At 64.8% G+C, this 369-nt stretch carries 1 protein-coding gene; it reads left to right on the top strand.

All coding sequences use genetic code 11. The features are described from left to right. Positions 1-369, top strand: a 369-nt coding sequence (locus tag RCF13_RS07405) for an EAL domain-containing protein (RefSeq protein ID WP_308141029.1), incomplete at both ends; no start/stop codon positions are given.

The raw sequence follows: 369 nt of genomic DNA, 5'->3' as shown, positions 1-369 counted from the left end.
GAATCTGCTGCCCATGTCGTTGGTTGCGGATCCCGCGGCGGTGGACCATCTGCTTGACCAGATCGCCGCATGCGGCCTGTCGCCCCAACAGGTGATCGTCGAGGTTACCGAGCAGGAGGCCGTCGCCAACCAGGGGGATTTCGGCGCTGCCATCGAACGTTTGCGCAGAGCCGGGATCGGCGTGGCGATTGACGATTTTGGCGCGGGCTTTGCCGGCCTGTCCCTGCTGGCCGAATTCCAGCCCGACAAGCTCAAGATCGACCGCAAGCTCATCCAGAATATCCATTCGGACGGCCCTCGGCAGGCGATCGTGCGCGCGATTCTCGAGGCGTGCACGGCCATGGGCATCATGCCCGTGGCCGAGGGGGT

This window comes from Stenotrophomonas maltophilia group sp. RNC7, from assembly GCF_030910085.1.
In the GTDB taxonomy this organism is placed as follows: Bacteria; Pseudomonadota; Gammaproteobacteria; order Xanthomonadales; family Xanthomonadaceae; genus Stenotrophomonas; species Stenotrophomonas sepilia.
The sequence above is the reverse complement of the archived record's forward strand: the minus strand, read 5'-3'. Positions and strand labels throughout refer to the sequence as shown.